At 55.2% G+C, this 23,072-nt stretch carries 21 protein-coding genes; 13 read left to right on the top strand and 8 right to left on the bottom strand.

All coding sequences use genetic code 11. The features are described 5' to 3' along the window. Window positions 1–27 precede the first annotated feature (27 nt). Entirely contained in the window at window positions 28–1,530 is a 1,503-nt protein-coding gene (locus VN12_RS12315) for a glutamate synthase subunit beta (RefSeq protein WP_146677121.1), read from the top strand. Between the two features lie 495 nt (window positions 1,531–2,025). Here the strand turns inward: VN12_RS12315 and VN12_RS12310 are convergent, their stop codons facing one another. Then, complete coding sequence (locus tag VN12_RS12310) at window positions 2,026–2,235, bottom strand: hypothetical protein (protein ID WP_146677120.1); 210 nt, start codon at window positions 2,233–2,235, stop codon at window positions 2,026–2,028. Between the two features lie 247 nt (window positions 2,236–2,482). Beyond that, the gene (locus VN12_RS12305; RefSeq protein ID WP_146677119.1) at window positions 2,483–4,303 is read right to left on the bottom strand and encodes a phospho-sugar mutase; all 1,821 of its coding nucleotides are present in this window, start codon (window positions 4,301–4,303) and stop codon (window positions 2,483–2,485) included. Between the two features lie 221 nt (window positions 4,304–4,524). Here VN12_RS12305 and VN12_RS12300 point away from each other — a divergent pair, with 221 nt between their 5' ends. From VN12_RS12300 to VN12_RS12275, 6 genes are all read left to right on the top strand, one after another. Further along, window positions 4,525–5,130, top strand: coding sequence for a ClpP family protease (locus VN12_RS12300; RefSeq protein WP_146677118.1), 606 nt, complete (start codon window positions 4,525–4,527; stop codon window positions 5,128–5,130). 48 nt (window positions 5,131–5,178) lie between these two features. Continuing rightward, the gene (locus VN12_RS12295) at window positions 5,179–5,784 is read left to right on the top strand and encodes an ATP-dependent Clp protease proteolytic subunit (RefSeq protein WP_146677117.1); all 606 of its coding nucleotides are present in this window, start codon (window positions 5,179–5,181) and stop codon (window positions 5,782–5,784) included. A 40-nt stretch (window positions 5,785–5,824) separates the two neighbouring features. Continuing rightward, the gene (locus tag VN12_RS12290; RefSeq protein ID WP_146677116.1) at window positions 5,825–6,664 is read left to right on the top strand and encodes a purine-nucleoside phosphorylase; all 840 of its coding nucleotides are present in this window, start codon (window positions 5,825–5,827) and stop codon (window positions 6,662–6,664) included. 7 nt (window positions 6,665–6,671) lie between these two features. Continuing rightward, window positions 6,672–7,556 carry an NAD(P)-dependent oxidoreductase gene (locus tag VN12_RS12285; RefSeq protein WP_146677115.1) on the top strand — a complete coding sequence of 295 codons (885 nt, stop codon included), beginning with the start codon at window positions 6,672–6,674 and terminating at the stop codon, window positions 7,554–7,556. An 18-nt stretch (window positions 7,557–7,574) separates the two neighbouring features. Continuing rightward, the gene (locus VN12_RS12280) at window positions 7,575–7,895 is read left to right on the top strand and encodes a DMT family transporter (RefSeq protein ID WP_146677114.1); all 321 of its coding nucleotides are present in this window, start codon (window positions 7,575–7,577) and stop codon (window positions 7,893–7,895) included. 187 nt (window positions 7,896–8,082) lie between these two features. Next, complete coding sequence (locus VN12_RS12275; RefSeq protein WP_146677113.1) at window positions 8,083–8,898, top strand: glycerophosphodiester phosphodiesterase; 816 nt, start codon at window positions 8,083–8,085, stop codon at window positions 8,896–8,898. Window positions 8,899–9,078: 180 nt separating this feature from the next. On the opposite strand, the gene VN12_RS12270 is transcribed toward VN12_RS12275, so the two are convergent. The 4 genes from VN12_RS12270 to VN12_RS12255 form a co-directional block, all read right to left on the bottom strand. Then, window positions 9,079–10,344 carry a PHP domain-containing protein gene (locus VN12_RS12270; RefSeq protein WP_146677112.1) on the bottom strand — a complete coding sequence of 422 codons (1,266 nt, stop codon included), beginning with the start codon at window positions 10,342–10,344 and terminating at the stop codon, window positions 9,079–9,081. A 186-nt stretch (window positions 10,345–10,530) separates the two neighbouring features. Beyond that, the gene (locus tag VN12_RS12265) at window positions 10,531–12,099 is read right to left on the bottom strand and encodes a TolC family protein (RefSeq protein ID WP_168164362.1); all 1,569 of its coding nucleotides are present in this window, start codon (window positions 12,097–12,099) and stop codon (window positions 10,531–10,533) included. An 86-nt stretch (window positions 12,100–12,185) separates the two neighbouring features. Continuing rightward, window positions 12,186–13,607: an HlyD family secretion protein gene (locus tag VN12_RS12260; RefSeq protein ID WP_168164361.1), complete on the bottom strand. Its 1,422-nt coding sequence runs from the start codon at window positions 13,605–13,607 to the stop codon at window positions 12,186–12,188. After that, on the bottom strand, window positions 13,586–15,799 hold the full coding sequence (locus VN12_RS12255) for an ABC transporter ATP-binding protein (RefSeq protein ID WP_146677109.1): 2,214 nt from the start codon (window positions 15,797–15,799) through the stop codon (window positions 13,586–13,588). Before VN12_RS12255 ends, VN12_RS12260 begins: the two co-directional genes overlap by 22 nt. 277 nt (window positions 15,800–16,076) lie before the next feature. Between VN12_RS12255 and VN12_RS12250 the strand changes: the two genes are divergently transcribed. Together VN12_RS12250 and VN12_RS12245 are read left to right on the top strand one after the other, a co-directional pair. Beyond that, entirely contained in the window at window positions 16,077–17,270 is a 1,194-nt protein-coding gene (locus VN12_RS12250; RefSeq protein ID WP_146677108.1) for a hypothetical protein, read from the top strand. Next, a complete protein-coding gene (locus tag VN12_RS12245; protein ID WP_146677107.1) occupies window positions 17,267–18,913 on the top strand; it encodes a fatty acid CoA ligase family protein in 1,647 nt (548 codons plus the stop codon). The genes VN12_RS12250 and VN12_RS12245 overlap by 4 nt, the downstream gene beginning before the upstream one ends. Before the next feature lie 34 nt (window positions 18,914–18,947). Here the strand turns inward: VN12_RS12245 and VN12_RS12240 are convergent, their stop codons facing one another. After that, complete coding sequence (locus VN12_RS12240; protein WP_315850190.1) at window positions 18,948–19,547, bottom strand: lysophospholipid acyltransferase family protein; 600 nt, start codon at window positions 19,545–19,547, stop codon at window positions 18,948–18,950. 432 nt (window positions 19,548–19,979) lie between these two features. On the opposite strand from VN12_RS12240, the gene VN12_RS12235 reads away from it, so the two are divergent. After that, entirely contained in the window at window positions 19,980–20,963 is a 984-nt protein-coding gene (locus VN12_RS12235) for a UDP-glucuronic acid decarboxylase family protein (RefSeq protein WP_146677106.1), read from the top strand. On the opposite strand, the gene lpxK is transcribed toward VN12_RS12235, so the two are convergent. Continuing rightward, the gene (gene lpxK / locus VN12_RS12230; protein WP_240491430.1) at window positions 20,964–21,959 is read right to left on the bottom strand and encodes a tetraacyldisaccharide 4'-kinase; all 996 of its coding nucleotides are present in this window, start codon (window positions 21,957–21,959) and stop codon (window positions 20,964–20,966) included. On the opposite strand from lpxK, the gene VN12_RS26470 reads away from it, so the two are divergent. The 3 genes from VN12_RS26470 to VN12_RS12220 all read left to right on the top strand — a co-directional run bounded on the left by VN12_RS26470 (window position 21,892) and on the right by VN12_RS12220 (window position 23,070). Then, window positions 21,892–22,098, top strand: a complete 207-nt coding sequence (locus VN12_RS26470) for a hypothetical protein (RefSeq protein ID WP_240491465.1) — start codon at window positions 21,892–21,894, stop codon at window positions 22,096–22,098. The two genes, lpxK and VN12_RS26470, sit on opposite strands and share 68 nt — an antisense overlap. Window positions 22,099–22,304: 206 nt before the next feature. Then, complete coding sequence (locus VN12_RS12225; protein WP_146677104.1) at window positions 22,305–22,685, top strand: hypothetical protein; 381 nt, start codon at window positions 22,305–22,307, stop codon at window positions 22,683–22,685. Beyond that, complete coding sequence (locus VN12_RS12220; protein ID WP_146677103.1) at window positions 22,675–23,070, top strand: PaaI family thioesterase; 396 nt, start codon at window positions 22,675–22,677, stop codon at window positions 23,068–23,070. Before VN12_RS12225 ends, VN12_RS12220 begins: the two co-directional genes overlap by 11 nt. Window positions 23,071–23,072 lie beyond the last annotated feature (2 nt).

Below are 23,072 nucleotides of genomic sequence, written 5' to 3'. Positions count from 1 at the left end.
AACATCCGATACGAGAGTAAGAGAAGCATGGGCAAGCCAACCGGTTTTAAAGAGTTCGATCGCAAAAAGGTAGAGTGGCGATTGCCAGTTGTTCGGTTGAAAGATTACGGCGAGATCTATACCGATCCCGATGAACAGCAGTTGCGAACCCAAGGTGCTCGATGCATGGATTGCGGTGTTCCGTTTTGCCAGTCCGCGACCGGTTGTCCCATCGATAACTTGATTCCCGAATGGAATGACTTGGTTTACAACGGCCGATGGAAAGACGCGCTCGATCGATTGCACAAGACAAACAACTTTCCGGAGTTCACCGGTCGGGTGTGTCCAGCTCCCTGCGAAGGAGCTTGCGTATTGGGAATCACCAATCCACCGGTAACGATCAAGAACATTGAGAACGCGATTATCGATCGCGGATATGCAGAAGGTTGGATTCATCCAAAGCCACCCGAGACTCGCACAGGGAAGAGCGTCGCCATCATTGGTAGCGGTCCCGCTGGGTTGGCGGCTGCCGATCAGTTGAACAAAGTGGGGCACACCGTCACCGTGTACGAGCGATCCGATCGGATCGGTGGGCTCCTCACTTATGGCATTCCCAACATGAAGCTGGACAAGAACGTCGTCCAAAGGCGACTGGATCTGATGGCTGCCGAGGGGGTCAAGTTTGTGACCAAGGCGGATGTCGGTCGCACGGTCGATCCAAAGCAATTGATGGCAGAGAACCATGCGGTGCTTTTGGCGACGGGTGCGACCAAGCCTCGCGATTTGCCAATCCCAGGTCGGCAGTTAAAGGGTGTTCACTTTGCGATGGAGTTCCTGAGTGCCAACACCGCGAGCTTGCTCGATAGCCAGCATGCGGATGGAAAGTTTATTTCTGCAAAGGGCAAGCGAGTTGTTGTTATTGGCGGTGGAGACACCGGTTGCGACTGCATCGGAACCAGTTTGCGACATGGTTGCAGCGAGCTGGTGAATTTCGAATTGCTAGACAAGCCACCCGAGAGCCGAGCACCGGATAATCCTTGGCCGCAATGGCCACGCATTTTCCGCAGTGACTACGGTCACGAAGAGGCGGTGTTCAAATTCGGTAATGATCCTCGCGAATATTGCATCTTGAGCAAAGAGTTCATCGACGATGGCAAGGGAAATGTCACCGGGATCAAGACGGTCCGCGTTCAGTGGGTGAAGAAGGATGGCAAGTTCACGATGGAAGAGGTTGCGGGGAGCGAAGAGGTCATCGGTGCCGACTTGGTACTCCTCGCGATGGGCTTCCTAGGGCCTGAGCACTACGTCAGCGAGGTCCTAGGACTGGAGCTGGATCCGCGTTCCAACTACAAGGCCGAGCACGGCAAGTTTACGACTTCCATTCCGGGTGTCTTCGCGGCAGGCGACTGCCGTCGAGGCCAGTCGTTGGTGGTTTGGGCGATCAATGAAGGTCGAGGTGCCGCACGCGCCATCGATATTTATCTGCGAGGCCACAGCACCCTCCCAGCCCCAGGCCTCACCATGGGCTCGGCTCTCGTCTCGACGACCTAAGCGAATGCTCTTGCGTAGCATCCAATCATCATTGCACGGGGCGCATGGACATTTTCCATAGCGCCCCGTTTCCATTACGGACCGATACCCACTCGCTCCTCCTCTATCTTCTTCTGCTCCTCCTGCTTTGCGATCCTTGCGCCTTTGCGAGAGATTCTCATTGGTCCTGTTTTAAAATGGCGCGCCAAGGCGCAAAGCTCGCAGAGGGGCTTGTGGTTAGAGATTGCTTGCAGGTCTGCTCTTTCCTTCCTATCTTCATGCCCTCATTTTCCTGCCATCGCTTCCGACTACGGAAGAGACAAGTGAGATTGCAATAAGATGAGGGACATACAGTTAAAAGACCTCGTCGAGAATTCTCTCCACCACTCACCCTTACACTTCTTCTTCCACTCCTTTGCGATCCTTGCGCCGTGGCGCGCGACTTTCTTCAGTCTTTAATTTAAATGGCGCGCCAAGGCGCCAAGCTCGCAGAGGGAAATCGGGAATCAAGTAGACTCAAGCGCTTGATTCGCGATACGATTCAGGAAGTGACGCGGACTCGCTGTTTTCTTCCGGCAGTCTTTTCTTGCCCAATTGAAAAAACTTCCAGCAATCGTGCAGGTCTTGAAGCTTGGCTAGCCGATGAGCAATCGAAACGCTATCCATCGCATCCGACCACCCGCGACTCTGGCATTTCGCATCTCTAGCGCTAGTCTGTTTGGTCATTGAGTAGTTCCACATCCAATTTATCGTTTAATCGATTGGACGACCTCTTCATCTTAATCAACCCGGCTCGCGAGAGAAGTTGGATCGGATGGCCATCCATCTCGTCTGCCGGAACCAAAAAGGCGATGTCCAACGTAAGCCTTGGACGGCCATGAATGACAACGGCCAAACCACCGCAAATAGCGTACTCCACTCGATGGCGAGCAAACGTATCCGTTTAGCAGCAGTAGTTCGTCCGTAATTCTCATCAAGAGCCAAGTTTCTTTGCGTCGACCTTCATCGCAGCCAACCGATCAAGGACGGCGGTCTTGGCTGCGGCCAAGCCTTGGGAAACCGGCTCATAGCCGAACAAATAGAATTTCACTTTCGGCTCGGTTCCCGATGGTCTGACAGCGATCGCGTTTCCTGACGGCTGAGAACTGCCCGGTAATGCCAAGTCGAGAATCAACATGTTGCTCTTAGGTGCATCCAGTTGTTCCGTGCCGCCGCCGATTATTTTGCGAGTGAGGTTTCCATAGTCGCGGACGGCAACGACGGAAAGGCCACCCATCGTCGTGGGGGGATTGTCTCGGAGGGATTGCATCAGCTTCTTCATGTTCGCCATCCCCTCGCTCCCCTCCATCTGGACGTTGATCAAATCCTCCAGATAGCAGCCATGGGTGGAAAGAAGCTGTTCCAATTTCTGGTGAAGCGTGAGGCCTTGGGCTTTCAAGTCCGCCGCGAGTTGGGTCATCAGCAGGCAAGCCACGGCACCATCTTTGTCTCGAGCGTATTGCCCAATGAGGTAGCCGTGCGATTCCTCCGTGCCGAATGCGAAGTTCTCGGGCCCGAGCTCATCCATCAATCCTGCGATCCATTTGAATCCGACGTGGATGTTTCCTTCGCAGCGAGCGCCGTAGCTTTCGGCAATGCGGCGGGTCAATTCGGTCGTCACCAGCGTCTTGATCACGTACGTCTGAGATGACAATGTTCCCGCCGCTTTCATCTTGCTCAACACAAAGTCGGTAAGAAGAGCGCCGAGTTGATTGCCGTTGATGGTTCCCCACAGCGAGTCTGGGGCAGGTGTGAGGGGAGCGGCGCATCCCATGCGATCGCAGTCGGGATCGGTGGCGAGGATCAAATCCGCGCCGCGTGCCTTGGCTTCCACGATGATGGCATCAAAGACCGCGCTGTTCTCGGGATTGCTCACATGGCCGGGAACATTTGGGAAATTGCCATCCGGTTTCGCATGCGGTTCGTAGACGGAAACGTCTTGGAATCCGCATGCCGAGAGGAGAGGCAGAACGGCATACCCTCCTACGCCGTGGAGGGGAGAGTAGATGACGCGGACATCGCGGGAGCCAGGCCACGCATACTTGGAGGCCGCTTGAAGATACTTTTGATCGATCTCCGAGGTGACGACGGTGACCTTCCCGGCGCTGACGGCTTCGGAAAAGGGAATCGTCTTGATTTGTTGAACATTCATGACTCCGTCGATGATGGCGGAGTCGTGCGGTGGCAAGACTTGCCCACCGGTCGACCAATAAACTTTCACAGCGTTGTCGCTGGGTGGATTGTGGGAGGCGGTGACCATGATTCCGCAGCTGCAGTTCTTCGTTCGGACGGCGTAGGAAAGCTGGGGGGTTGCCCGGTAGTCATCCAGGAAATAGACGTGAAAGCCATTCGCCACCATGACCGAAGCGCAGAGTTCCGCGAAGTGGCGTGAATTGTGTCGGGTGTCGTAGGCGATTGCGCAGGAGAGGGGTTTGGGGATATCGGATCGGCTCAGGATATAGTCCGCCAAGCCTTGGGCGCTCTCCCCGATGGTCCGATCGTTGATCGCGTTGGATCCGACCGGGTACATCCTGCCTCGACGTCCGCCGGTTCCGAACGGGATGATCGTCCAGAAGGCATCATCCAACGCTTGCCACTTCTCTTCTTCGACGTGTTGGCAGATCGAGTCCGCGTATTGGGAATACCGGGTTTCCGTTAGCCAGCATTTCAAGTTTTCAACGGCACCGGCGCTGATTTTGGCCTGTTCGTGAGCGGACTGGATCAAGGCGAGAGCGTTTTGCGTTGAAATCGGCATAGGAAGTTCGAATAGCAGAGTTTGGGAGGAAATGGATTTTCGGTAAAAGGAGGGGCTGATTTTAGGGGCAACCGCTCCGGGACGCTATAACGGGCTCGTTTGCCGGTAGATTCTGTCCGATAAGTACCCTTGCCAAATGGGTGCATATCGAAAAGATGTACACATTCGAACGTTGCCTTACTTAAAGAACGAGGAAAGATCAATTGAGTTACTTTCCAAACATGCCGCCAGTGTTTGATTCACATGCTTATCAGAGCTACCAGCGCCAGCGTCAGATGACGTTGGGGGATTTGCTTTTGGAGAACCGCATCGTGTTCCTCCAAGGAGAGATCTACACCGGCAACGCCAATGAAGTGGTGATGAAGCTCCTTTATTTGCAGAGCGAGAATCGTCGCAAGGACATTCACTTCTACATCAATTCGCCGGGTGGTGAAGTGGTTTCGACCTTGGCCATCTACGACACGATGCAGATGCTTTCTTGCCCGGTCGCGACATACTGCGTCGGTCAAGCGGCCAGCGGTGGCGCCGTTTTGCTCGCAGGTGGTTCCCCAGGAAAGCGATATTGTTTGCCCAACAGCACCGTGATGGTCCACCAGCCGCACGGTGGGGTTCGCGGCCAAGTCTCCGATATCGAAATCCAGGCCAAAGAGATTCTTCGTATGCGAACCCAGCTCAACGAGATTCTCTCCAAGCACACCGGCAAGCCGGTGGACCAGATCGCCAAAGACACCGAACGCGACTTCTTCTTGACCGCCCAACAGGCCAAGGATTATGGACTTGTAGATCACTTGCTCACCAAACAGCAGAGCGAAGAAGAGAGCAACTAGTCCCGCTAGCACCACCGAACTACGATCCATTCCTAGGAGTCACCAGTTATGCCATTGATCCCTTATGTCATCGAGAAAAGCGGACGCGAAGAGCGCGCTTACGACATTTACAGCCGATTGCTGAAAGATCGGATCATTTTCTTGGGTCAACAGGTGGATGACGAGATCGCCAATGCGCTCGTTGCCCAGATGTTGTTCCTGCAGAGCGATGATCCGAAGGCGGACATCCATATGTACATCAACAGCCCTGGCGGCAGCGTCAGCGCCGGGATGGCGATCTACGATACGATGCAATTTGTATCCTGCGATGTGGCGACCTACTGCATTGGCCAAGCTGCTTCGATGGGTGCGGTTTTGCTAACCGCGGGCGCAAAGAATAAGCGCTACTCGCTCCCGAATTCCCGTATCATGATCCACCAGCCTCTGGCGGGTATGCAGGGAACGGCCGAAGAAATTTCTATCCACGTAACAGAGTTCCGACGAACCAAACGACGCTTGAACGAGATTCTGATCAAGCACTGCGGTCAATCGCTCGAGAAGATCGAACAAGATACGGATCGCGACCGCTTTATGGATCCGGAAGAGGCAGTATCGTACGGTTTGATCGACAAGGTCATCGATTCGATGCCACGTGTCGAAGCCCCCGCGACTTGATCGCGTCGGACTCCTGCCAACAATCCTTGAGACTGCAACTATGCTAGACCTTTACGACAAAATCCAGGAATCGACCGACTTCATCCGCAAGGCTTGGAGTCGGACACCCCACGCAGGGATTATCCTGGGAACGGGTCTAGGTCCTTTGGTGCAGCGGATTGAAGTAGAAGCGGCGATCGATTACGCCGAGATTCCTCACTTTTTGAAGTCGACCGCCACGTCGCACCGAGGCCGGTTGGTTTGCGGCATGCTCTGCGGACTACCTGTCATGGCGATGGAAGGCCGATTTCACATGTACGAAGGGTATCCGCTCAAGGAGATCACCCTCCCGGTGCGGATCATGAAAGCGCTCGGTGCTGAGCTACTGCTGGTTTCGAATGCTTGCGGTGGAATGAATCCTCTGTACAAAGCAGGGGACATTATGCTCATCGACGATCATATCAATCTGCTGGGAGACAACCCGCTCATCGGCATCAACGACGATCGGCTCGGGCCTCGATTCCCGGATATGTCGGCGCCTTACGACGCCGAGTTGATCGACGCGGCGTTGCGCGTCGCCAGGAAAAACGATATCGTCGCCCATCGCGGCGTGTTTGTCGCCGTGGCGGGTCCGAATTTGGAGACGAGAGCTGAATATCGATTCCTGCGTATGATCGGCGCCGATGTGGTCGGAATGTCGACGGTTCCAGAAGTGATTGTGGCGGTCCATTCCTCCATGCGTTGCGTGGGATTCTCGGTGATCACCGATATGTGTCTACCCGATGCCCTCGAAGCAGCCGACGTCTCCAAGATCATTGCGATTGCCAACGATGCGGAGCCACGCTTGACCGCTTTGGTCACCGGTGTTCTCGAATACGAAAAGAATCGCAGCGGAAAGTAGTCCAACCATGATCAGTATCCACCCGGAAACAACTCGGCTTGGTTGGATCGGGACCGGAGTGATGGGGCGCAGTATGTGCACCCATTTGTTGAAAGCTGGCTACTCCCTTTCCGTCTACAATCGAACTCCCGAGAAGAGCGATTCACTGGTCCAGATGGGAGCTCGTCGTTGCGAGTCGCCTTTGCAAGTGGCTCAGAACAGCGATGTTGTCTTTTCGATGGTCGGGTACCCGAGCGATGTCGAAGAAGTCCTCTTGGGAGAGTCTGGTGCTCTTCGGGGATTGCGTTCCGGAGGAATCCTGGTCGATATGACCACCAGCCGCCCTGCTTTGGCGGAGGCGGTTTATGACAAGGCCAAGCAGATGGGGTGTCATGCTCTCGATGCGCCGGTCTCCGGAGGCGATATCGGAGCGAAAGAGGCACGGCTTTCCATCATGGTCGGCGGCGATCGAGACGTCTTCGATGCGCTGGTGCCCCTTTGGAAATCGATGGGTAAGACCTACGTTTACCAGGGGCCTGCAGGGAGTGGCCAACACACCAAGATGGTGAATCAGATTTTGATCGCATCCAGCATGGTTGGACTTTGCGAAGCGTTGCTTTATGCGACACGCAGCGGGCTGGATCCCCAGACGGTTCTCGAATCGGTGTCGTCGGGGGCAGCGGGTAGTTGGTCCTTGTCGAATCTCACCCCACGCATCTTGCGAGAGGACTATTCTCCGGGCTTTTTCGTCGATCACTTTGTCAAGGATTTGGGGATTGTTCTCGACGAGGCGGCCCGTATGCAATTGCAGTTGCCAGGGGTCGAGCTCGCGATCGATCTTTATCGAAAGCTTCAAGGGATGGGGCATGGCTCCAGCGGCACCCAAGCATTGTGGCTTGCGGTCAGTCGTTAACACGAAAGAGGCTTACCGATGGCGTGGCTCTATTTGATCGTCGCGGGCGTTTTGGAAGTAGTGTGGGCTTACTCGATGAAGCAATCCGAGGGGTTCACACGCTTCGTCCCCTCTGTCGTCACGATCGTCGTCATGATTGCGAGTTTCGCCCTCCTCTCGCTTTCGATGAAGTCGTTGCCGTTGGGAACCGCGTATATGGTCTGGACGGGGATCGGTGCCGTGGGGGCGTTTCTGGTGGGCCTCATTCTGTTGGGAGAGCCAATCCACTGGCTGCGTATTGTCGCTGCAATTTTGATCACGACGGGAGTCGTCGCGATGAAGCTTTCGTCGGATCACTGAGTTCGCACGCGATGTTCTTCGCCGTGCGAGCACGTGGATTCTTCGCGGTGCGCCCACATGAATTCTTTGTGTGGGAACGGACTCAGGTACCTGCTTCGTTTATACTCTCGGGTTGAAAACGCATTGCCCTGCCAAGCCCCATGATCGGCAATCGCGTCGGCCTCCCCCACTCACCCAACCTGAGACCATGATCCGTAAAGTTCTGTTACTCTCGCTTGTCGCACTGGCGACTACAGCATTGCAAGCCGACGCGCAGATGATTGTCGGCCACCGCGGTGCGTCGTTTGATGCCCCGGAAAACACAATGTCCGCATTTCGATTGGCGTTTGAGCAACAGGCCGATGGAGTGGAAGGAGACTTCTATTACACCAAGGATAAGCAGATCGTCTGCATTCACGACAAAACCACGTTGAGAACCACGGGTGAGGACCTCGACGTTTCGAAGTCGACTCTCGCAGAGCTTCGCAAACTAGAATACGGCTCGTGGAAAGACGAAAAATTCCAAGGAGAGCCCATCCCTACCTTTGCGGAAGTGCTTCAAAGTATCCCCGCGGACAAGAAATTCATTATCGAACTGAAGACCGGACCTGCGATCGTTCCCCTCCTCCAAGCGGAGTTGAAGAAATATCCAACCGATCCCAAAAAGCTCCTGATCATCTGTTTCAATGCAGACACCGTGATCGCATGCAAGAAATTCTTGCCCGATATCAAAGTCCACTGGCTCACCGGGTACAAGCAAAACGAGAAGACGGGCGAGTGGAAACCGCAACTAGCCGAAGTTGTCGAAACACTTCGTCGCACCCAAGCCGACGGGTTGGGAACTCAGGGGAATCGGGATATTGTCACGAAGGACTTTATCGCCGCACTGCGAAACGAAGGGCTCCGCGAGTTCCATGTTTGGACCGTCGATGTACCGGAAGACGCAATCTACTTCCAAAAACTTGGAGCAATGGGGATTACCACCAATCGCCCCGATTTGATTAGGAAAACGCTAAACAAATAGTTGCGCCTGAAAGCGACAACGAACTGCGGGGCCGAGCAACTGACGCGGCACAAGTCAGCAAGCGGCCGATCGTGGTTTTCGGTCGCATCGCTCTGTTCTGGTGTTTCTTCGTGCTCGTGCTCAGCATCGTTCTCGTGCTCGTGCTCGTGCTCAGCATCGCGGTGCTCGTAATCGTTCTCGTTACTGGCTCTTGGCGGCAGATGGAATCGTGAAGGGCTGCGTCCAAGCCTGTTGCTTCTGGTCATCGAAGACAGGGTCAGCTGGTGCGATCGAGCTTGTTACAACCGCTCGCACGATCGTTTCTCCCGGCGCGAGGGTGTAGCTCGATTGAAGATCCTGGAAGGTCTTCGCGACGCGTCCGATTTGATCGAGCTCCGCATCCTTGGAGGTGACGATGAATTCCGTCGTGTATTGCACGTTCGGTTCGGATTGGATTGCCACGGAGAGGGTGGAGGTCTCTTTGTTCCACTGGACGTCTTGGAGCGATAAGCCGCTCGATGCGTAGAAGTCACCTGATTCCATTGCGCGGATCAGATGTTCTGGCGTGAGATAGCGACTTCGGACCATCACCCAGCCCCTTCCAGGGCGGCTTCCCGGTTTGCCGTGGTATTCGTGGCTATCGTCGGTCGCGATACCGAGGAGGAGCGAACCGCCGAGTTTGTTGACGCGGAGGTGGTTGGCCAAATCCCAAATGCGTTCGACGCTCGGGTGATCTTTATCCCCTCGGTGATTGACGCCTGGGTGACCGTTGTAGACTTCAAAGAATTGCTCGCTCATGACGGCAGCAAGATCTTCGAAGGTAACGCCATAATGAAAATTTGGGTGATTGAGGTGTACCATGATTTCTCTACCCAGCTTCTTTTCTTGCTCAAGCACGGCGCGGAGATTGTTCTCCATCACCTCGCGCACGGTCGCGCCACCGACAGGCTTCACCGCCTCTGCTACGTTGGTAGCGTTCATGTGGACAGGCTTTCCCTCCGCTTTGTCCGAGATTTCTTCGGAGGGGATGAGGATGAATTTTTCGCTTTGTTCGAGCAGATAACGATACTCATCCAGAGGTTTCAAGCGGATCTCTGCGCTTTCGGTTCCCGGCTCGCCACGAGTTTCCACCCATGACTCGCCGAACCGACGGATGTACTTGGGAATAACTTCCTTGCCCCCTCGCGATTCCACCGCGGATTGTTTCATCCATCGCTGACCGCTTTGAAGCACGTTGTGATCGGAGATGGCCAAAAAAGAATATCCGCGGGTTCGGTACCAATCGGAGATCATTTCGGGGAAATCGTTTCCATCACTCCAAAACGAGTGGGTGTGAAGGTTCCCTTTGTACCAACCTGGAGATTGGGCGAGAGCACTGGAGACGGAAACGACCAAGGTGAGGCATGCAGGGAGCGCATAGCGCGAGGCGGTTGCTAAAGCGAATCGCCAGAGGGAATACGATTTCATGAGGTGGATCGTGGGGAAGCGAGAATGAAAGGCGGGAAATTTGGGCGGTGCGATGCTCTTAGCTTTTGTGGAAGCGTCCCATCTAGTTTAGCAAGAAACGTGGCCGACAAATTCCCCCAATGCCGTTCAAAGGGGGAGCATTCCCTCAAAATGAACGCACAGAAAATAGGCCTGCCGACGGAGCGGTTATTGCTCGTAGACCGACGTCGTGTTGAGAAGCGTGGATTGATCGAGAGGGTCCAAGCCTAGCGTGGCTTGCAGGGCAGCGATGGCTTGGTAATAGGTGCGTACCTCTTCCAGCAGTTTGACTTCCGCCTCGGTGACTTTCACTTCTTGCTGTAGGAAGAGTTGCAAATCAAAGTCACCTTGGGTGACAGCGAGTCGGAACAGGTCCAGGACCTTTTGTGTTTCCGCTAAGAAGTCTTGGGCGATCCTGACGTTTTGTTGCGCGATCTCAACTTGATTGCGGGCCATCAGCAGTTCGGCGTTGATTTTGTTCCGCTGAAATTCCAGTTTCTGCGCGATCTGAACCAGTTTGGCGTTCGTGCTTTGAATCTTACCGAACGCTTTGTTTCGTTGGATAGGCACACCGCCGACGATGCCGCTTTCCAGCTCGAACTCACGCTTATCGTTGGAGCTCGTTGCAGGTTCGCCAATGTCTTTCCCGGCTTGGATAGTGAAGTCGACGTTGGGCAAGGTTTGATTGCGCGCTAGCTGAAGATCGAGTCGAACTTCTTGGGCTTGAAGCTCGATCAGTCGAAGTTCGGGGCGAGAGGAGAGCGCACTCGAATAGTCCTGTTCGTAGGACGCGAGCGCAATGTCGACCGGCTTGGGGAATCGAGGAGGAAGCCATTCGGGAGGAGCCAGGAGCGGCTGTCCGTTTTCGTCTCGCAAGAAGATCGAGAGCTTGTACGCGGAGTCCCGGAACTTCATTTGCGTATCGTTCACCTTCAATTGTCGTGACAGGATCTCTTGCCGGTTGAGCGATACGGTCAACGCGGTCGCGACGCCGCGCTGGAAGGCTTCTTCGAATTGTCCCGCGCGCAGTTCTGCCAGTCGGAGCAGGTTGCGCTGGGCACGCAAAATGTTCCCTTGTTCGACCCATTGCCAGTAAGCAAATGCTGCGTCCCGGGTAGCGACAAGCAGTTGGAACTGCACTTCAGGTCCTACCGACTGACGTCGCAAATTGGCCTGGAAGAGCTCAACGCGTTGTGGGTCGATGGCTCGACCTTGCAAGAGAGGCTGCTGGTACGCGACTTTGAACTCACCCGCGTCGTCGGTTTGACGTTCTTTGTACCAAGGCTCGTAGTAGCCGCGACCGATGCGGTACCCGGTGCTTAAGTATCCGCCCCACCAGAGCTGGCGAGCGGCACCGATCCCGTTTCGATACGTTTCGTAGTAACCCAGCGGCTGATTGAGCGAGAAGTACTCGAGCTTGGTATCGTAGGCACCCCACGCCGATCGGTACTCACCGCTCGTAACCCCGGTTTGCTGCCGAGCGATTTCGATCAGAGGGAATCCGCGATAGGTCGAAGCGATGACATCGGAGAGAGTTAGGATATCCTGCTCGATGAACGCCGCATTGGGATCCGAGTCCAATGCATCCGCGGAGAGTGCGTCGGGGGTCGGCTTCGACTGGAGAATATTTGGTATGTTGAGCGCGGTCGGATCACTCGGCGGCTGGCTCGGCCCCTTGAGTTGCTGATTGAGTCGTTCCCGGATCGATTCCCCTTGTCGCGACGGCCGTGTCGGCATCGGCGCGGGGGTGGGTGGTTCGGCTTGTCCCCATGTCGGTTCGATAGGGGATATTGCCAAGCCTGATAGAAGAACCGCTTGCAGGATTACTTGAGTTTTGGAGCTTTGACGTCCTTCGATTTTCCACCATCGGGCCCTGCGCTGGCGCGGGTTGGTGGGAATCCGTTGAGTTGACGCCATATCTCAAAGCCTAACGGTACGCTGTCCAAGATAACCCAGGCATTCGCGCGAACACCCTGCCTAAGGTATCGTCTATCGGGCCACTTTTCTTTCGCCGGATCGTCCGGGTCCGGGCCAACAAAGATCTTAAAGTTACCCGTTCCGTCGTCGGCCGGATTGATAGCATTGACAACGCCACCGAAGGTACCTTTGGCGACGCTTGGCCAGCCGACGAACTGGATGGCAGGCCATCCTTCAAACTGCAAACGGACCTTGTCTCCAACCTGGATGAGCGGCTGGTCCATTCCTCGCACGCTGAGTTCGACCCACAAATCATCGGTGTCAGGGATGAGCTCAAAAAGCATATCCTTGACGTCGACCGCCTTGCCGACTTGCCCAAGGATCGACTGAACGCGTCCGGCAGTCGGGCTGACGATGCGAAGACGTTCGAGCTCGCCAAGTTTAACACTGATGTCTTGGGACTCTTTCTCGATATCGGCGAGCTTGTTGCGATACTCATCGACTTTCTGTCTCGCCTCGGAAACCTTCTTGTCGATTTCCTGGCGCTTGCTGTCGAGATCTCGTCGTTTGGCTTCTAGAAAATTCGCGGCTTCGTCTTTGGCGCGCTCAGCGCGGGTTAGCTTCTTGGCCTCGACGATTTCATCGTTGATCGCTTGTTGGTATTTCTGAATGCTGACTGTTTTTCCTGCGAGAGGTTCGTACGCATTGACATCGAATTCCGCCTGCGCGAGTCGCGCTAGCTGGGCCTCGACCTCCGCTTCAGCCGACTCCCATTTCGCATGGGCCGCATCAATTTCGGCTTGGGTGGCACGGATAAGTTGACGTCCGGATTCCTCGGTGTTTTCGACTTGGGTAACGGCAAATTCCAACTGCGATCGGGTGAAGGACTTCTTGTCTTCCAACTGCTTTTGTTGACTTTGGATCAGTTCAATTTGGTCCTTGGCGAGCGTGTCCAGGACCATGATGGTTTCCCCTGCAGCCACATGGGATCCCTCTTGCAGGCCGGGTTTTTGTTCGGCGATGATCCCTTTGGCAGTGCTGAGGAATACCTGGCGTCGTTCGTTGGGATTTCGAGCGGTCACGACTCCTTCGCATCGCGAGGTCTGTTGCCAAGGCACATAGATGGCGGCCAAGAGAAAGACGACCATCAAGAATGCGGTGGTGCGGGCGATGACTCGGCAGAACCAGCTGGAGCGGACCAAGTGCATGGCGGGGAAACGGGTACCTAACGCTTCGGTGGGGCGATACCGCACCATCCTCCGTTTGGGAGGGCTTTGCAACGCTGGAAGCGGCGTCAGTTCGGTTTCTACTTGTGTGCTACTAGGCATGATGACAAATCCTTGTGTCCGTCGCATTGTTCAATGATGACCGGGTCGTGGGTGACAACGACCAGGGTCCAAGGTTGTTTGCTGTCTCGCAAATGATCCCAAATGGCGTAACGCATTTTTGGAGGGAGAACGTCGAGGGTTCCATCGATCAAAAGCAAACGAGGTTTGGTCGCGATCGCTCTGGCAATGGTGAGACGCGCCATTTGAGTGTGGCTCAATGGGTAGCCGCCTGTTTGGAGCATCGTTTCAAGCCCCTTGGTCATCGCCAGGACCTCGTCCCACATCTCGGTGTTGATGAGGGAGTGCCGCACTTCGGAGGAAGGAACGGAGAGTCGGCGCAACGAGATGTTCTCGGAGATTGTTCCGTGGAAGATCTCAGGCGTCCCTGCTACAGAGACCATTGAGCCCTCCGCAAAGCGATTGACTTCTCGGGAATCGATTCCACCGATTTCTGCCATCCCTTCGGTGGGGGGACGCAATCCGGAAAGAGTCTGCAGGAGGAGCGATTTGCCACACTCCCCTTCTCCGCATAGGGCGAAACGCTCTCCGCTGGCGATTTTCATGTCGCCGATGTTGAAATGGAGGTTGCCCGAACCGCTCACCGTGAGGCCGCGCAATCGCACCTCCACAGGGCCGATGCCGGCGTCTAAGGAACGCGAGGGAGGAAGGGTCGGCAGGTCGAGCAAGTGGCCCACTTTGTCGGTCGCAGCCATAAGGTCGTAAAACGCTTCCAGTGACTTCCCGATCGACGCGAACGCCCCGACCACGACCGCGACGACCGATACGCTGGCCACAAGCTGTCCGATGTTCAAACTTTCCGAAAGAACCAACCATACACCCAACGACAAAATGGCGGTGATGGATATGGCGTAGAGCATCAACGAAAAGAGGGTTTGTCGAATGAGCACGACGAAGTGATCGCGACGGGCTCCCAAGTATTCGACAGTCAGTCGATTCGAGCGGTCGGTGACCAGTTCGCCTGCACCGTGCACTTGAAATGCGACAGGATTGCCAATCACATCCTGGAGCCAATGCGCGATCCGGTACTTGACGAGCGATTCTTCGATTGCAGTTCGCACCGCTCCGCGCCCAAGCAGCAGAAGAAAAATCGTCATGCAGATAATCAACACGACGTCGAATGCGAGCAAGTAGGGGCTGTAGATCGCCAACAGCAAAAGACCCGTTACCGTTCGGATTACCAGCGATAGGCCATCGATCAACAGCATGGCTGTCGACTTCTGCATGGTCATGACGTCAAAGAAACGATTCGCCAACTCGGGACCATGAAGTCCATCCATGGAAGACCGCTCTAGTCTCGGTAGACGCTCCGACAAATCTCCGACGATTCGCACGAACATACGTCGCTGAAGGATTTCGACGACGAAGTACTGGATGCCCTTGATCACTGCCGACAGCGACAGGATGCCAAAGAGAAGTACCGCTAACCAAATCAGAGGTTGCGTCAAACTCGCGAAGCCAATGGTGGTCACCATCTGCTCGACGGCGAGGGGGGTGGCTAACTCCAATACCCCAACAACGAAACCAAAAATGACCAAGGTCCAGATGTCGCGAGAGTCAAATTTCAGAAATCGAAGGAACCGCTGTTGGGGCGATATGCGAGGACGGTGGTCGTGCTGGTGGGGAGCATGGTGCGCATGGTCCGCTGCCACGCGCCGGACGCGATCCGTAGACGCGTTCGCTTGAGTCGTGGTGGGCTCGCAAACGAGCGCGCGCTCCGCAATGAAGAAAATCGACTTTTCCGAACTGGCTCGAACACGTCGCACTAGCTCCCGTTTCGACATCGAGTCCGATTGCTTGTTGCGAATCGTAAGCCGCGTCTCGTCGATTTTGCCGATATGGATATTCGAATAGACATAGGCAGTTTCTCCGTCGACCTCGCGCTGCAGCTGGACGATCGCGAATCCCTCGAGAAGTAGCTCCCACACGTCTGGGGCCTGCAACTCCACGGGCGAAAGACGAATTCCGATGCCCTGCGCCGAACGCATCATCAAGAGAGTGATCGCGTCCCAACTATCGTCCGCGATGTCCACGGCCGAATCGGCCAAGGATCGCTGGATCTCGTTGGACTCGATCGGTATATCCAATTTGGCGGCCAACTCACAAAGCGTTAGTCGCATCAATTCGCGGACCTGGTCGATCGACTGGCCTGGATCAGGTTGTTGTCGCAACATAAACGTTCTTAATAGGGAAGGCTGGTTTTCACAGTCGCCCGGTATTATTCGGCTTCCAAGTTCTTCGGAAAGTGGAGTTTACACAATATTTGTTGTGAAATATCGTGGATTTATCGAATTATTCGAGCTAGGCAACAAGCCGGGCCACATGCGGCGCGCCGACCACCGGTCTTTTCGATGGGATTCCATAACTTTCTGAAGCAAACTCGAGAGGGGCAACGGATTTTCCCTACAATGGAGAAGAGATTGCACTAACTAGAGGACGAAAGGAATTTCTGTGAAACCGAAGGCGGTGCTGGCTTACTGTCGCGAAAAAGGGATCCGTAGCTTCGATTTGCGCTACACGGATCTCGAAGGTGGCTGGAGACAAGTCACTCTGCCGATCGCCAATTTGTCGGAGGCGAGCTTTGAGGAAGGGTTAGGTCACGAGGTGGTCGTGGATCCGCAAATGCCCTATCACCCCTACGCGATTTTGGTGCCCCAAAGCCATGCTCACTATCTCGATCCATTCACGCAACAGCCCGCGTTGGTTTTGATCGCAACGATCCAGGATATTCTCCAACGTGAGGAAAGTCCCTTCGATTCCCGATTCGTTGCCGCCCAGTCGTTGCGCTATCTGCAGTCGACGGGAATCGCAGACGATGTTCGTATCCGTACATCGCTCCCCTTCACCTTGAGGACTGTCAAGGTTCTCGAGGAGACGCGCGCCTCGCGTGGGACTGATTCCCAGTACTTGATTCGCTCCCGAATCGCAGACTTTGCTGCCGAAGCGGGGGTAGCCGTCGACCGACATTTTCTGAACGCAAAAAATCTCTCCGAGTTTGCCATTCAACCCAAATCTGTTCTTGAAGCATGCGATGACTGCGCCATGCTTCGCTACCTAATCGAACAGACCGGTGCACAATCGGGATCAACACTCGACATCGCATCGCATTGGGCCGCGACCCAGTGGAGCTTCGTTCGAGCAGGGGAACCCGTTTTTTCAAGCGGTGCGTATCAAGGCCTGTCCGATTTGGGGCGACATGCCTTGGGAGGAATCCTACAGCATGCGGCAACCCTCACCTGCATCTTCTGGCTCTCGGAATCGGATCGTTCGCAGTCCCCATCGACCGTGCCGTTCTCTCAAGACTGCGAACCCCACTCGCCCGCTGCGTTTTGCAAGCCGGCGCATGATGCGACTTCGCCCCGCGAGTCTGTTCTCGAACTCCACGCGGTACCAGCATCCGGAAATCATTACCTGGCCTGTGCGGCAATAATCATGGCAATGATCGATGGTATTCATAACAAGACTCCTCTCCCCACCCGAGATCAAATCGATTCAGCTTCGGTGATTCCTGTTGTTCAGGGGCACTGGGATCGAATGAAAGCCTGCCAAACGTTGGAAATGGATGCCGACTTTCTGACTCAAGGGGATGTTTTTAGCGAGGAATTGGTCGAGTGGATTCGCCTTCGCATTCAGTCGCTCTCATGAATATTGCGGATCGGCTCACCAAGCAGGCGGCTGTACGACCGGATGCCCTCGCGATAGCTTCCCCAGTTGGAAGCTGGAAACAGGGTACCAACCGCAGCTACTCGACATTGAGCCTCGCGGATTTGGATCGCCGTTCGACTTCGATCGCAGCAGGGCTTCAAGCGATGGGGATCGGACCTGGAAAACGCATCGGGTTGTTGGTCCGGTTTGGGGAAGACTTTATTACCCTCGTGTTCGCGCTGCTGAAAGCGGGGGCCACGATGGTCTTGGTCGACCCAGGCATGGGGAAGAAAAATTTGATTCGATGTCTCGAAGCGACCAACCCCGACGGCTTCATCGCGATTCCGATGGCGCACGCTATTGTTCGGATACTGCAATCCCGATTTCCCAACGCGAAGCACAATGTACTGGTAGGGCGGTGGTTTCCGGGACTTCCTTCTGTTACCTTGAGCCGCCTCGAAAGTACCTCGCCCTCGAACTACCGAAATCCCATTGAAGATGTTCATGCCGATTCGGCCGTCATCTTCACCACTGGGAGCACAGGACCACCCAAAGGTGTCCTCTACACCCATCAAACGTTTCATTCGCAAGTCGATTTGGTGGCGGAGCGATTCGGGATCGTTCCGGGGGGCAGAGATTTAAGCTGCTTCCCCCTCTTTGGACTCTTCAATGCCGTGATGGGAACGGCGACCATTCTTCCCGATATGGATCCGACCCGCCCCGCGGATGTGGACCCCCCTCGGTTGCTCGATGCGATCGAACAATGGAATATCAATCAATCGTTTGGTTCGCCCGCCCTTTGGACTCGCATGGGAAACTATTGCCAAGTCACCGGCAGAACGATGAAGCCCCTCCAGTTGGTTCTCTCCGCAGGGGCCCCCGTTCCACCTCGCGTTCTCCAGTCGGTCCGCAATGGGATCGATCCTCAAGGACGTGTCTTCACACCCTATGGCGCGACCGAAGCTCTCCCGATTGCATCGATTGAGTCCCGCGAAGTCCTCGAGGAAACCGCCGCGAAAACCGCTGCCGGAATGGGTACTTGCGTTGGGAGTCGATTTCCATCGATCGAGTGGAAGGTGATTCGAATACGGGACGATGCAATGCACCGAATCGAAGAGACGGAAGAACAACGTCGCGGAGAAATCGGCGAGTTGATGGTCTCCGGTCCTGTCGTCTCGCAGCGTTACGTGACCCGGTTGGATCAAAACCCGCTGCACAAGATTTTCGATGGAGAGCGAGTATGGCACCGCATGGGGGATGTCGGATATCTCGATGATCAAGATCGATTCTGGTTTTGTGGCCGCAAAGCGCATCGAGTGGTCATGCGCGATCAAGTTCTCTTTACCGAGCCCATTGAAGCGATCGCAAACGGACATTCTGAGATCTATCGATCCGCATTGGTCGGAGTAGGACAGCCACCCACCCAAGTCCCCTGGGTGATCCTCGAGCCATGGAATCGGACCTCTCAACCAGATCGACTGGTCAACGAAGTGACGGAGCGATTGAGAGCGTCCGAGGTTTCGCGCTCTGTCGAAAAGGTCGTGGTGTATCCAACCAAACTGCCGACCGACATTCGACACAACTCGAAGATTTTTCGAGAGCAACTGGCCTCTTGGGCGCAGCGCACGAGCGAGAAGAAATAGCAAACGAAGGGGACGTTCCGCCCTTGGGAACGGCTTACCGTTCCTTCAAAACCTTGACCGCTTTCGACGCTCTCGACAGGAACTCCGATTTGGGTTCCCCTGGCTCCAAGAAGATAGGGTGCCCCACAGTAATCGAGCTGAGCAGGGGAACCGGCATGAACTCTCCTCGCGGAAGAATGCGATTGAGATTGTCCATATAGACCGGAATCAATTCCAAGTCCGGTCGCTTCTTCGCCAAGTAATACAGGCCGCTTTTGAATTCTCCCATCTCCCCGTCGGACGCCCGGCTTCCTTCCGGGAACACAATGAGGGAGTACATGTCCCCGATCTCGCGCATCATGACATCGACTGGACTTTGATGCACCTTGATCTGCTTTCGATCGATCAAAATCGCATTGAACGACTGGGCGAGGAATCGACGAAACGACGAGCAACCCCAGTAATCCTGGGCGGCAACGGGACGGGTCAACTGGCGAAGCGTTTTCGGCAAACACGACCACAAAACGACCGCGTCCAAATGGCTGGTGTGATTGGCAAAATAAACCCGCTGGCGGGTATCCGGTTCGGAACCTATCCAACGCACCGTAAATCCGCTCACCAGCTTCGCAGCCAACGCGATCGTGTGCCCTGTCAATTTGCAAAGCGCCGATCGACCCGCCAAATGCGGGGATTCGGGGGTTAACAAACTCGATTGATTGCTAGGAATTGCGGTCAAGGGACAAACTGGGGTGGAGAATGGGGGGCTGCCAACACCCCATCATATTCGCTGATTCGGAGGGGATGGCAAGAGCCAACGACGATTTACAGGCGGGTTCCTGGTATTGTGCGAGATTCCCCACAAACAACGGGGGACTAGCCCGCCGAGACAGGGAGAGGATCCTCTCCAGACCGAGGCCACGATCGGCGCAACTCCCGCTCCCCCAGTATCGCTCGCACCCTACAACCTGCTCAGTCGATACAGTTTGCCGCGAGTAGGCCAAATCCACCGGTATGGCCTGTTGGAGGGGGCCGGCTCGCGGGTTGTGTGGAATAATCGAACGAGTCGGTGCACAAGCGAAAACGGGGTATGAACGTGTCGAAAATCAATCGGGTACTGGTGACAGGCGGGGCGGGCTTTCTCGGATCGCATATTTGTGAACGCTTAGTTGAAGCCGGACACGACGTGATCTGCCTCGACAATTTTTTCACCTCGCAGAAGACGAATGTCGCTCACCTTCTCGGGCGTCCCAATTTCGAAGTGATTCGCCACGATGTGACGCTTCCTATTTTTCTGGAAGTGGATCAGATCTTCCATATGGCCTGCCCCGCAGCGCCGGGCCATTATCAGTTTAACCCCATCAAAACCGTTAAGACTTCGGTCATGGGCTCCATCAACATGCTGGGCATGGCCAAACGTTGCGGTGCCCGCATTCTACTCGCGAGCACCAGCGAAATTTACGGCGATCCGTTGATCCATCCTCAACCCGAGTCGTACTGGGGAAATGTGAACACCATCGGTGTACGATCTTGTTACGACGAAGGGAAACGAGTCGCTGAGACACTCTTCATGGACTACCATCGCAAAAACAAAGTCGACATTCGTATCGTCCGTATCTTCAATACCTATGGCCCTCGCATGCACCCCTACGATGGTCGGGTCGTGTCGAATTTCATCCGGCAAGCGATCCAGGGGGAACCGATCACTATCTTTGGCGAAGGGGAACAGACGCGATCCTTCTGCTATCGGGATGACCTCGTGGAAGGTATTTTCCGCTTGATGAACAATGAGCAAAACGTCATCGGTCCCATCAATATCGGCAATCCTTCCGAATTCACCATCCGCGAACTGGCGGAACTTGTCGTCCAACTCACCGGGGCCAAATCCTCGATTGAAAAGCGTCCATTGCCCCCAGACGATCCCACGCGTCGCCAACCGGACATCACCTTGGCAAAGAAGCATTTGAGTTGGGAACCGACCATTCCTCTGCGAGAGGGGCTTCAAAAGACCATCGATTGGTTCCGAACGATCGATCTCGATCACTATCGTCCACCTACTCCGAACTACGTGTAATCACCGCAGCGAGTAGGTGATTTGGCGCACGATCTCTTTGAGATGGTCTTCGAATATTTCCAGCCCGCTCGTGATCTCTAAATCGACGTCGAGACTCCATACCGGAACCGACTCGATAGCCGGAACAGCGATTTTGGCCAAGTCTTTTCCGGTGCAAAGAATGGCATCGCAGTGTCCTGCATCGTTCGCGCGACTGGCGATCTCACGAATGTCCCCTTCGTGATAGAGATGATGATCGGGGAAGGTGATCTTTCCTAGAAGGTTTGCTCCAAGCGATTCGGTGGTCTGGTGGAATGCTTCCGGACTTCCGATACCGCTGACGACCACCACTCGCTTGTCTCGCAACCAGTCAACGTCGAGAATGGCCCCTTGCGAGTTCCGCAGCCGAAGCGGACGATGCCGACTCTCCAACCAAGCTGCCTTGGGATTGTATCGCTGCACTTTCGTACGAATGCTCGCTAACCTCTGTGCATCGACTTGATCGGAACGGGTGGCGATCACGATGTCCGCACGCTTGAGCGATCGCAAGGGCTCGCGCAGAAGCCCTCGCGGCAAAAGATGGCCATATCCAAACGGCTCGCGAGCGTCCAATAGGACAATTTCCAAGTCGCGATGGATGCGTCGGTGCTGAAAGCCATCGTCCAAGAGCAAAACCTGCATATCCAATTCCTCCACTGCAATCTTCGCACTCGCGACGCGATCGGGGGATTGCAGATGGGGGACATCGCTCAGTCGAAGCTCCAATTCTTTGGCTTCATCATTAACGCCATCCGGACCGGCCCCGTAGCCGCGCGATAGGATCGCCACCCGAATGGCCCGGTCGCGAAACCACTGGGCGAGCCACGCGACGGTAGGGGTCTTACCCGTCCCGCCCGCCGTCAGATTCCCGACAGAGATGACCGGCACGCCTGCGCGCTGGATCTTCTGTATGCCACGGTCAAAGGAAAGATTCCTGAGCCAAATCGCCGCCGCATACGGTTGGCTCGCGCACCACAATGCCGCCCTGATGCTGATGTCGCTCAAGGAGTTCGAATTGTTCGCAATCGTCGCTCGGAGTCTGGGTATCAAGTTTCGAGGGGAAGGCAAAGGAAACGGGCGGGGCGAGCAAATGGAAATGGGCAGGTCAGGATCATAAGGTATCCAGCAGGAGGACGCGACATCGAAGCGGTGGATTATGGTGAAGTCCGCATGCTTCCCAGAATGCAATTGGACTGGCATTCACGAGCTCGAGGGATGTAGAACAATCAAGCCCTACCTATGCGATGAACAGCCCTGCTCCTCAACCCGATCTACTTCAGGCCGTCTACTCCGCGGCCTATCCAATCCCAACAAGGTGCCGACATGAAGACTCTCCTCCGCGGTCTATCTGCTACGTCTCTCGCTCTCGGCATTCTTTACGCTTGGAGCGCGACGACGCAGATGAGCTGGAGCCAAACCGGCGCAAGTCCTGTGCCGAACACTCTGCTCTCAATCTCAGCAATCGCTCCCGCACACGCCGCATCCGCAGGGACCACGGCCATGGCCAGCGCTATTCTCTCGAATGGTTTCCAACAAGTTGTATTGTTTGATCAAACAAAATCCACCATGGCGGTTTATCATGTCGACCCCTCGTCGGGTGATATCCAACTGAAAAGCGTCCGCAAAGTGGACGCGGATTTCGCTCTTCAAGAATTCAATCTGAGCGAGCCGACTCCTTCAACAATCCGCAAGAATGTCCGATAGATTCTCCCAAGCTCCCATCTCCGTCCTCTTCGGGTTCGATGTTCATGATGCTACCGAGTCGGACCGGGAGCTTGGACGCTCTGTGGTCGAGCTGCCGGTCGACAGCCGCCTGCACAATCCGATGGGGCGCGTCCACGGCGGGGTTCTAGCCGCTTTGGCCGATGCTGCGATGGGGATCGCGTTCGGTCGAACGCTGGACGAGGGGCAGGACTTTTCGACCATCGATTTGCACATCCACTTTATGCGACCCGTCGTCAGCAAAAAGTTGATCGCAACCGGCGAATTGATCCAACGCGGTCTCCGCGTCGGATTTGTGCAATGCCGTATCGTCGATGAACGAGGACGGCTGATTTGTCAAAGCACATGCAGCTGCACTGTAATCTAACA

The sequence above is a fragment of the Pirellula sp. SH-Sr6A genome, from assembly GCF_001610875.1.
GTDB lineage: Bacteria > Planctomycetota > Planctomycetia > Pirellulales > Pirellulaceae > JBKCUI01.
Note: the sequence above shows the minus strand (reverse complement) of the source record. Positions and strands in the feature narration are given on the sequence as shown.

Excerpts from the sequence above, each read along its gene's own strand:
- VN12_RS12315 (WP_146677121.1), top strand. The coding sequence starts at position 28 with ATGGGCAAGCCAACCGGTTTTAAAGAGTTCGATCGCAAAAAGGTAGAG.
- VN12_RS12310 (WP_146677120.1), bottom strand. The coding sequence starts at position 2,235 with ATGACCAAACAGACTAGCGCTAGAGATGCGAAATGCCAGAGTCGCGGG.
- VN12_RS12305 (WP_146677119.1), bottom strand. The coding sequence starts at position 4,303 with ATGCCGATTTCAACGCAAAACGCTCTCGCCTTGATCCAGTCCGCTCAC.
- VN12_RS12300 (WP_146677118.1), top strand. The coding sequence starts at position 4,525 with ATGCCGCCAGTGTTTGATTCACATGCTTATCAGAGCTACCAGCGCCAG.
- VN12_RS12295 (WP_146677117.1), top strand. The coding sequence starts at position 5,179 with ATGCCATTGATCCCTTATGTCATCGAGAAAAGCGGACGCGAAGAGCGC.
- VN12_RS12290 (WP_146677116.1), top strand. The coding sequence starts at position 5,825 with ATGCTAGACCTTTACGACAAAATCCAGGAATCGACCGACTTCATCCGC.
- VN12_RS12285 (WP_146677115.1), top strand. The coding sequence starts at position 6,672 with ATGATCAGTATCCACCCGGAAACAACTCGGCTTGGTTGGATCGGGACC.
- VN12_RS12280 (WP_146677114.1), top strand. The coding sequence starts at position 7,575 with ATGGCGTGGCTCTATTTGATCGTCGCGGGCGTTTTGGAAGTAGTGTGG.
- VN12_RS12275 (WP_146677113.1), top strand. The coding sequence starts at position 8,083 with ATGATCCGTAAAGTTCTGTTACTCTCGCTTGTCGCACTGGCGACTACA.
- VN12_RS12270 (WP_146677112.1), bottom strand. The coding sequence starts at position 10,344 with ATGAAATCGTATTCCCTCTGGCGATTCGCTTTAGCAACCGCCTCGCGC.
- VN12_RS12265 (WP_168164362.1), bottom strand. The coding sequence starts at position 12,099 with ATGCCGACACGGCCGTCGCGACAAGGGGAATCGATCCGGGAACGACTC.
- VN12_RS12260 (WP_168164361.1), bottom strand. The coding sequence starts at position 13,607 with ATGCCTAGTAGCACACAAGTAGAAACCGAACTGACGCCGCTTCCAGCG.
- VN12_RS12255 (WP_146677109.1), bottom strand. The coding sequence starts at position 15,799 with ATGTTGCGACAACAACCTGATCCAGGCCAGTCGATCGACCAGGTCCGC.
- VN12_RS12245 (WP_146677107.1), top strand. The coding sequence starts at position 17,267 with ATGAATATTGCGGATCGGCTCACCAAGCAGGCGGCTGTACGACCGGAT.
- VN12_RS12235 (WP_146677106.1), top strand. The coding sequence starts at position 19,980 with ATGAACGTGTCGAAAATCAATCGGGTACTGGTGACAGGCGGGGCGGGC.
- VN12_RS26470 (WP_240491465.1), top strand. The coding sequence starts at position 21,892 with ATGCCACGGTCAAAGGAAAGATTCCTGAGCCAAATCGCCGCCGCATAC.
- VN12_RS12225 (WP_146677104.1), top strand. The coding sequence starts at position 22,305 with ATGAAGACTCTCCTCCGCGGTCTATCTGCTACGTCTCTCGCTCTCGGC.
- VN12_RS12220 (WP_146677103.1), top strand. The coding sequence starts at position 22,675 with ATGTCCGATAGATTCTCCCAAGCTCCCATCTCCGTCCTCTTCGGGTTC.